Here is a 7,059-nt window from a genome sequence, read left to right as displayed (position 1 = left end):
GAGTTCACTACCACCACGTTATGCAACATGCGTTGTGCACATTGTGCAGTTGGCTATACACTTCAAAACAAAGATCCCGAGGCACTCCCTTTTGAGCTTCTGCGAATGAGGCTAGATGAAATCCCACATCTACAAACTCTCAGCATTACAGGCGGAGAACCGATGCTATCGAAAAAGTCGGTCACGAATTATGTTCTTCCACTATTAAAATATGCGCATGAGCGTGGAGTTCGCACACAAATCAATTCGAATCTGACACTGGATTCTGAGCGTTATATGATGATTGCTCCTTATCTTGATGTTTTACATATCTCACATAATTGGGGAACGGTAGACGAATTTGTGGAGACTGGATTTGCAGTTATGGAACGAAAACCAACGTACGAACAACGAGCAAAACTCTTTGACCGCATGATTGAAAACAGCCGCATGTTATCTGATGCGGGCGTCATGGTTTCAGCTGAAACGATGCTAAATAAGAAAACACTGCCATACTTGGAACACATACATCGCCAAGTAGTTGAAGAAATGAAATGCGCAAGACACGAAATTCACCCTATGTACCCTTCAGATTTCGCTAGCAGTTTGACTTCATTGACGTTAGAGGAAACACGACAAGCCATTCATCACTTACTCGATGTACGTGATAAAAACACCTGGATGCTTTTCGGAACTTTGCCATTTTATCCTTGCAGCGCCAGTGAAGAAGATCGTCATCTTCAGCAAAGATTGAAAGAAGAAACGAATGTCACCGTTCGTAATGACCCTGACGGCCGTTCAAGATTGAATATCAATATTTTCTCAGGTGATGTCATTGTCACAGACTTTGGAGATGCACCTGTACTTGGTAATATGAAGAGTGATTCCTTACCAATCATTTTTGACAAATGGCTGGACTCGCCTCTTGCAAAAGAATTGAACTGCCATTGCCCTGCAGTAAAATGTCTAGGACCAAATGTATTGGTGAAAAACATGTATTATAAAGACCACACATTCATCAGCGACTCCGTAAAATAACAAAAGCAGCCGATTGGCTGCTTTTTCATTTGAAGTGTTTCAGTGCTTCCCTTTTACTTAAAGGTTTCAATTCATTCACTTCTACAAATTGTTGAACAAATACAGGATTGGTTTTTGCGTATTCCCGTAATACCCAACCAATTGCTTTCTGAATGAAAAATTCATTMGATTCTGCATGACTTAAAATGATTTCTTCCAGTATGTTTTCGTTTGTTTCATTTTTATATTTCAATTGATGCAGAATAGCTGAGCGATTCAGCCACATATTATCTGAATCTGACCACAATCGCATGACTTTTTCTCCATTTGGTCTATCCTTTTTTACAATTTCCCCAACTATGGATGGCGCAATGGAATCCACACTATCCCACCACGATTTTTCCGTTATCAGTTTCTCGATGAAAGACAAATCCTCAATTGTTAATGTTTTAATTTTTTTACTTAATAAAGCTATTGCTACATATTGATATTCCCTTTCAGGCAGCTGATAAATTTCCCACACTTCTTCAAACAATTGTTGTTTTTCGGGAATTTCATGTTCAGTAAAATAGTTTTTTAATGCTTCATTTCGTGCAGGGCTTTTAATGCCGAGAAAAGGAAAATTGTGTTTCATATATGCTTCCATAGGTGAAGCCAATTGCTCATCGCGAAGATTTTCAAATACTTGACAATATGTATATCGATCCCATGGTCTCTTCAATAGTAAAACTCCTGACTACTTTGGTGTATGTAATTGGGTTGTCTTTTATGTATCAATCCGTAAAAAAATTGTGGATAGGCAAGCTATCCACAATTTTCAAGTAAATTCAATGACGTCGAATGCGAGATTGAAGATAAAAATGGTGTGAAGCACAACAAACCACATTGCCTGTCGGTTAAGTTTTCTCATCATGATTTCGTCCATCTCAACTCACTCCTTTTTTTGATTATACGCTTTTAATTTTCAATTCACAAAGCTTTTTACGAATTTTCCGTCAATTAAAAAACGAAAAAATATGTGAATCTGAAAACAAAATACATACTTTTTTTGTTTTTGTTCAGACTATTGATTAGCGCTGAAGTTTTTATTATATGCACGCAAAGTCAAACTGGTTTGTAGAATTATTCGTTTTCAGTTTGGATATGAAATCGTTATGGGTTAAAAATATTTTCAAAAAATGGTTTGAAGTAAATCGTTTGAGGATATCTAATTACTAGCAAGTCAAATTAAACTTTATCGAACAGGAGATGACGAACATGGGATTTATTTTATACCTTATTATCGGTGGTATCATTGGTTGGTTAGCAGGGCTTATTTTAGGTAAAGACGTACCGGGCGGAATTATTGGTAACATTATTGCTGGTATCATTGGTGCATGGATCGGCGGTATGTTATTCAGCTTCGGACCAACAGTTGCCGATATTCAAATCATTCCAGCATTTATTGGTGCAGTTATTTTAATCTTCATCGTAAGCATGATTTTAAAAGCACTACGCAAAACATAATATCAAAAAAGAGACGTTCAATTGAACGTCTCTTTTTTTATTGTTCTGAAGAAGCAGCTTGTCCTTGAGTGCCCTGCTCTTCTTCATATTTATGATAGTAATATAATACATCTTCTACATATTCATCACTGCGATTGTACATGTAAATAGCATGTTCAAGATCACCATTTGCTGCTCCATTACTTGCTAAATAGTTCGCTGCACTAAATATAGCGTCATCTAGCTGATATGGGTCTGCTTTCCCATCCTCATTGGCGTCAATACCATATCCACCATATTCGGCAATGACATCTGGGTTTGTTTTATCTTCTTTTGATATATCCCCTTTTCCTTGACCCGAACAACTAGGATGCTGCCATCCTACAAATGTACACGGCATAAACTGCATATGTCCTTCAGCTCCTACAGGAGATAGTAGAGGATCCATGGTAGAGAATTTCGTTTCAATACGATGATGTGCTGCCAACAGCGTCCATGGAACACACTAGTTAACACAAACAGAGTCATTGTAATGGGAACCATAAGTATGATTAACAATCCTCGTGTAACTGCAGACAATCGTTTCATTTTCTTTCGTTTTTTCATACATTCGCATCCCGTTTTTTTCATCATTTTATCACAGATGGTAGGACACCGTCACTTCAATTTAGTTTGTGGTCTATCTTTTTGACAAATATCATATTGCTTGCATTTACAATATTTTATTCTTTTTGTAGACTGAGAGCAAAGGAGTGAGAAAAATATGTGGCAAGATTTCAAGAAATTCGCGTTAAAAGGAAATGTTATGGACTTAGCAGTAGCGGTTGTAATCGGGGCAGCCTTCGGTAAAATCGTCTCTTCCCTCGTTGCAGATATTATAACTCCATTGATCGGCGTATTAATGGGTGGTATTGATTTTACAGGAATTATTATTCCAGTCGGCGATGCAGAAGTGATGATCGGAAACTTCATCCAATCCATCGTAGACTTTCTCATTGTTGCCTTTGCCATCTTTATGGTCATCCGTATCCTGATGAAATTCCAGCGCAAAAAAGAAGCAGTGATTGAGGATGTCCCAGTAATAGATGCAAAAGAAGCTTTGCTTACTGAAATTCGCGACTTATTGAAAAACCAAAAAAATGATCAGTAACAAATGAATCGGATACTTTAATATTGGTGATTCCTATTAAATTTAATAAAATGAAAGGCAATAACATCTTTTAAATATCAAATATGTTATTGCCTTTTTTGATTTCTTAGAGGGTTTTGTTTGTCTTGATATTTACAAAGTTAAAATAGTATTYACAAAGTTAAAATAGTTTGTCCTCTTCTTATAAGAAGGAATTGAAAATCATTTGTCGAATACCTAATAAAAAGAAGGAGGACACAACTTTGAATGAAAATCAGAAATTGTTAATTAATGAACTTGTGCAAGAGCAAGAAATCACCAAAGATAATTCTGATGAGATGATAGTTGAGATATTAAATGATTCATGGTATGAAGCTTCGGTTGGTTATGACCCTAAATTCCTTGGTGATGATTATGAGGTTCCACATCCGACTTTTCGAAGTGATGAACAAGATATTGCCCTTCTAAAAGACGGAAGCAAGGTGCTTCATTACACTCATTTTTCGATAGTCATGAGTAAGTCACGCCGTTTAGCATATTATACGGTGGTAAATATTAATGGAAACCAATTGAGAAGTATTCAACGGAATGATAAATGGTATCTGGATCCTCGTATCGAAATAGAATACCAGTGTGGTCCTGAATTATATAAAAATAATCCACTTGATCGAGGACATCTAGTCCGCCGCAGAGATCCAATTTGGGGAGATGCAGTGGAAAAGGCGAATAAGGATACATTTCATTTCACAAATTGTGCTCCCCAACATAGCGATTTAAATCAAAAAATCTGGTTGGATCTTGAGAATTATATTTTAGATAATGCTGAAAACTGGAATCTGAAAGTGACAGTGTTTACTGGACCAGTTTTTAGGGAGGACGACATTGTTTACAGAGGTGTTAAAATACCTTCAGAGTTTTGGAAAATCGCTGTTATGGTTAAGGAAGATGGTAGCCTTTCTGCAACTGCTTATTTACAGACTCAAAAAGATCTTATTGAGAATTTGGAATTTACCTACGGTGAATATAAAACATATCAAGTTCCAATATCAGGAATTGAAACAATTACTGGTCTTAATTTTGGGTGTTTACGTAATTACGACCCAATTAATCCATTAGAATCACATGTGATTGAGGTACCAGAGGATATAAAATTATAGACATAACCTAATTAATAGAACATAAAAGACCCTAGTGATATTTTCATCACTGGGGTCTATCTATATATTTAAGTTCTTCTATATGACAGTGGAAATATTAATCAGATTTAATCTGATAATAATTTGTAAAGTACATATCCAACTATTAATACAATTATTAATATTCCTGTTCCTTTCCAACCTAAATCACCAACTAAATCTGTTATATTTCCATTTTCACCTCGATTTAATCCATCCCTTAATGCACCATGCGGATTTTTTTTAAGTTCTTCTTGCCTTAATCTCTCTCTTTTTTCTTTTGGAGTTTCTTGTCGATTATTCAAACTAAACACCCCTTTGAATACTGTATTTTCTTATATCTTGGTTATACCTTCTTCCACTAACCTGCCTCGTTAATTGAATAAGAAAAAGGCTTTTCATATATCCAATCCACTTTTTTGATTAGTATGATAGAACCATCTTATTGTATTCATTGCGAAGTATTTAACTTAATACTCCATAAGAAAAAACCTGCCCAGTAGAGGCAGCAATCTTAGGAATCTAGTATTACAACCCTTTCATCATTGTCTGGGTAAATTGCGTGAAATACAGGAGTTCCTGGTTCGTACTCTTCATCATTTCCCCAAAATATCGTTAACCATTCTTCAAAATTACTTAATACTTTTACCATTTTATTTGACATCTGACTAATAAATCCTACTCTATAATCATAGTTTGGAATACCATCTTCACATAAGAATACCCAGTGATTGTTAGAAGTTTCACCTGCATCAAACATTGTAAAAGACACAAGACGAGTGGATACTATACTTTCATTGGTTTCTACTATTAATACTTCATTTGGGATGTCAGGAATTATCCTATTCATTTTGCAAATATCACTACAAGGAGATTCTTTACTAACACCTCCTATTGGTTCACAATCCAATAAGAAAATACCATTGGAAAACTTCTGAAGAAATTCAACAAAGGATATAGGGAGTTGATATCCAAGCTTTTTTTCGTATGCTCCAATCATTTCATCTGTTGCAACATCAAACCTATCAACCTCAGGATATCTTTCATTGAATTGTTCAATAAACTCATTAATAAACATACTATCACTCTCCACTAGTATACTTTTTCAATACAATTGATCAATACTCCTTATTAAACTAAACTGCTCCGTTAGTTGAAGAAGCTATTTATAAAATTCTCCTAATTCCTTTTCTATTTCTTCGTTAGAACACTCAGTTTCATTTTCCTTATTTCTACCACCAGAAAAAACAATCCAAGACCAAATAACAAAAACACTTAAAACTAAAACAACAGTCATAGCATTTTTCTAAAAGATTGGAAAAATAACATCCAACAAGAAAATTAATAATACGATTATCGCGAGAATAGTAAACTCTTTTTTATCGAAATTTTTATCTTCGCTGTATTGTTGTTTAATACTCCTATATTTACCCTGCACCTTTTTTTGTAAATGTTTTTTATCTTTCCCCATCCCTAGTCTCCTAAATGTTTTATGTTCACTAATTTAATTCTTTTATAAACATTAGACCATCATCTCGTTACATGAAGCACTAAAAAAGAGCTGTCTCTGCAGTTCACTGATCTTAAAATAAAGCACCCGTTAGTTGAGGAATAACCACTAACTCTAATTTAATTATTAAACATAGCTTGTAAAATAAATTCCGAACCTATAGCCAATAATGAATATAATAAAAGTTGAATCAAACTTGATTTATTTTTTTCAGAAGAAATAAAGTTTACTAAGATTACTATCTCTGCAGAAATTACAACTCCCCAGAATACAGAACCACTAAAAATAACAATCGCTATTGCGAATCCTAAAATAGTAAAAACTGTTTTTTTACTCTTCCTTCAGACATCAAATTCCCCATTTCTATAATTCTATTGATTTCGCCCATAAAATCCGTCGTTTAGTTTTACCGTATTTTAACAAATTAAACCTTGTAACCTTGTTCAACTAAACTGCCCCGTTAGTTCAATAAAAAATAGTTTAATTAGAATCTTTATCTCGTTCCTTTAAATAATTTTCATATGCCTGTTGGACTTTATCTTTTTTTGGAGAAATAGATAAAATACTTTTATGTAGGTCATTTAGTAAATACAATCCTCTAAATATACAACCAACAACTATTCCAAAAGCAATGACACCGCCTATTAGTGGTCCCATAGTAAGTAAAACAAATCCTAAAATCGTACTCAAAACTATTGAAAGAAGCAAATACACATTAACCCTCCATTCCATTCATCTTTTGAAAGCCTAACGCTTTGCATACC

9 protein-coding genes and 1 pseudogene are annotated in these 7,059 nt (G+C 34.6%); 4 read left to right on the top strand and 6 right to left on the bottom strand.

What is annotated here, in order from left to right:
- On the top strand, nucleotides 1–1,017 hold a 1,017-nt coding region (gene yfkAB / locus AC1DSB_RS15590), incomplete at its 5' end, for a radical SAM/CxCxxxxC motif protein YfkAB (protein ID WP_477587055.1).
- Nucleotides 1,018–1,042: 25 nt separating this feature from the next.
- Here the strand turns inward: yfkAB and AC1DSB_RS15585 are convergent.
- Nucleotides 1,043–1,717 carry a DNA alkylation repair protein gene (locus tag AC1DSB_RS15585; RefSeq protein ID WP_477533200.1) on the bottom strand — a complete coding sequence of 225 codons (675 nt, stop codon included), beginning with the start codon at nucleotides 1,715–1,717 and terminating at the stop codon, nucleotides 1,043–1,045.
- Nucleotides 1,718–2,253: 536 nt separating this feature from the next.
- Between AC1DSB_RS15585 and AC1DSB_RS15580 the strand changes: the two genes are divergently transcribed.
- Nucleotides 2,254–2,502 (top strand): GlsB/YeaQ/YmgE family stress response membrane protein, encoded by a 249-nt coding sequence (locus tag AC1DSB_RS15580; RefSeq protein WP_477533201.1) that lies wholly within the window; start codon nucleotides 2,254–2,256, stop codon nucleotides 2,500–2,502.
- A gap of 37 nt (nucleotides 2,503–2,539) precedes the next feature.
- On the opposite strand, the pseudogene AC1DSB_RS15575 reads toward AC1DSB_RS15580, so the two are convergent.
- Nucleotides 2,540–3,087: pseudogene (locus tag AC1DSB_RS15575) on the bottom strand (lytic transglycosylase domain-containing protein).
- Nucleotides 3,088–3,244: 157 nt separating this feature from the next.
- Here AC1DSB_RS15575 and mscL point away from each other — a divergent pair.
- Nucleotides 3,245–3,631: a large conductance mechanosensitive channel protein MscL gene (gene mscL, locus AC1DSB_RS15570; protein ID WP_477532823.1), complete on the top strand. Its 387-nt coding sequence runs from the start codon at nucleotides 3,245–3,247 to the stop codon at nucleotides 3,629–3,631.
- A gap of 242 nt (nucleotides 3,632–3,873) precedes the next feature.
- A complete protein-coding gene (locus AC1DSB_RS15565) occupies nucleotides 3,874–4,767 on the top strand; it encodes a DNA/RNA non-specific endonuclease (protein WP_477532824.1) in 894 nt (297 codons plus the stop codon).
- A 107-nt stretch (nucleotides 4,768–4,874) separates the two neighbouring features.
- On the opposite strand, the gene AC1DSB_RS15560 is transcribed toward AC1DSB_RS15565, so the two are convergent.
- The 4 genes from AC1DSB_RS15560 to AC1DSB_RS15545 all read right to left on the bottom strand — a co-directional run bounded on the left by AC1DSB_RS15560 (nucleotide 4,875) and on the right by AC1DSB_RS15545 (nucleotide 7,009).
- The gene (locus tag AC1DSB_RS15560; RefSeq protein WP_477532825.1) at nucleotides 4,875–5,090 is read right to left on the bottom strand and encodes a DUF6366 family protein; all 216 of its coding nucleotides are present in this window, start codon (nucleotides 5,088–5,090) and stop codon (nucleotides 4,875–4,877) included.
- Between the two features lie 209 nt (nucleotides 5,091–5,299).
- On the bottom strand, nucleotides 5,300–5,863 hold the full coding sequence (locus AC1DSB_RS15555) for an SMI1/KNR4 family protein (protein ID WP_477587054.1): 564 nt from the start codon (nucleotides 5,861–5,863) through the stop codon (nucleotides 5,300–5,302).
- Nucleotides 5,864–6,091: 228 nt separating this feature from the next.
- Nucleotides 6,092–6,256 carry a hypothetical protein gene (locus AC1DSB_RS15550; protein WP_477532827.1) on the bottom strand — a complete coding sequence of 55 codons (165 nt, stop codon included), beginning with the start codon at nucleotides 6,254–6,256 and terminating at the stop codon, nucleotides 6,092–6,094.
- Between the two features lie 519 nt (nucleotides 6,257–6,775).
- Nucleotides 6,776–7,009: a hypothetical protein gene (locus AC1DSB_RS15545; RefSeq protein WP_477587053.1), complete on the bottom strand. Its 234-nt coding sequence runs from the start codon at nucleotides 7,007–7,009 to the stop codon at nucleotides 6,776–6,778.
- Nucleotides 7,010–7,059 lie beyond the last annotated feature (50 nt).

The sequence above is a fragment of the Paenisporosarcina sp. P4_E4_2 genome, from assembly GCF_056401595.1.
This window is presented reverse-complemented; position numbering and strand designations above follow the sequence as displayed.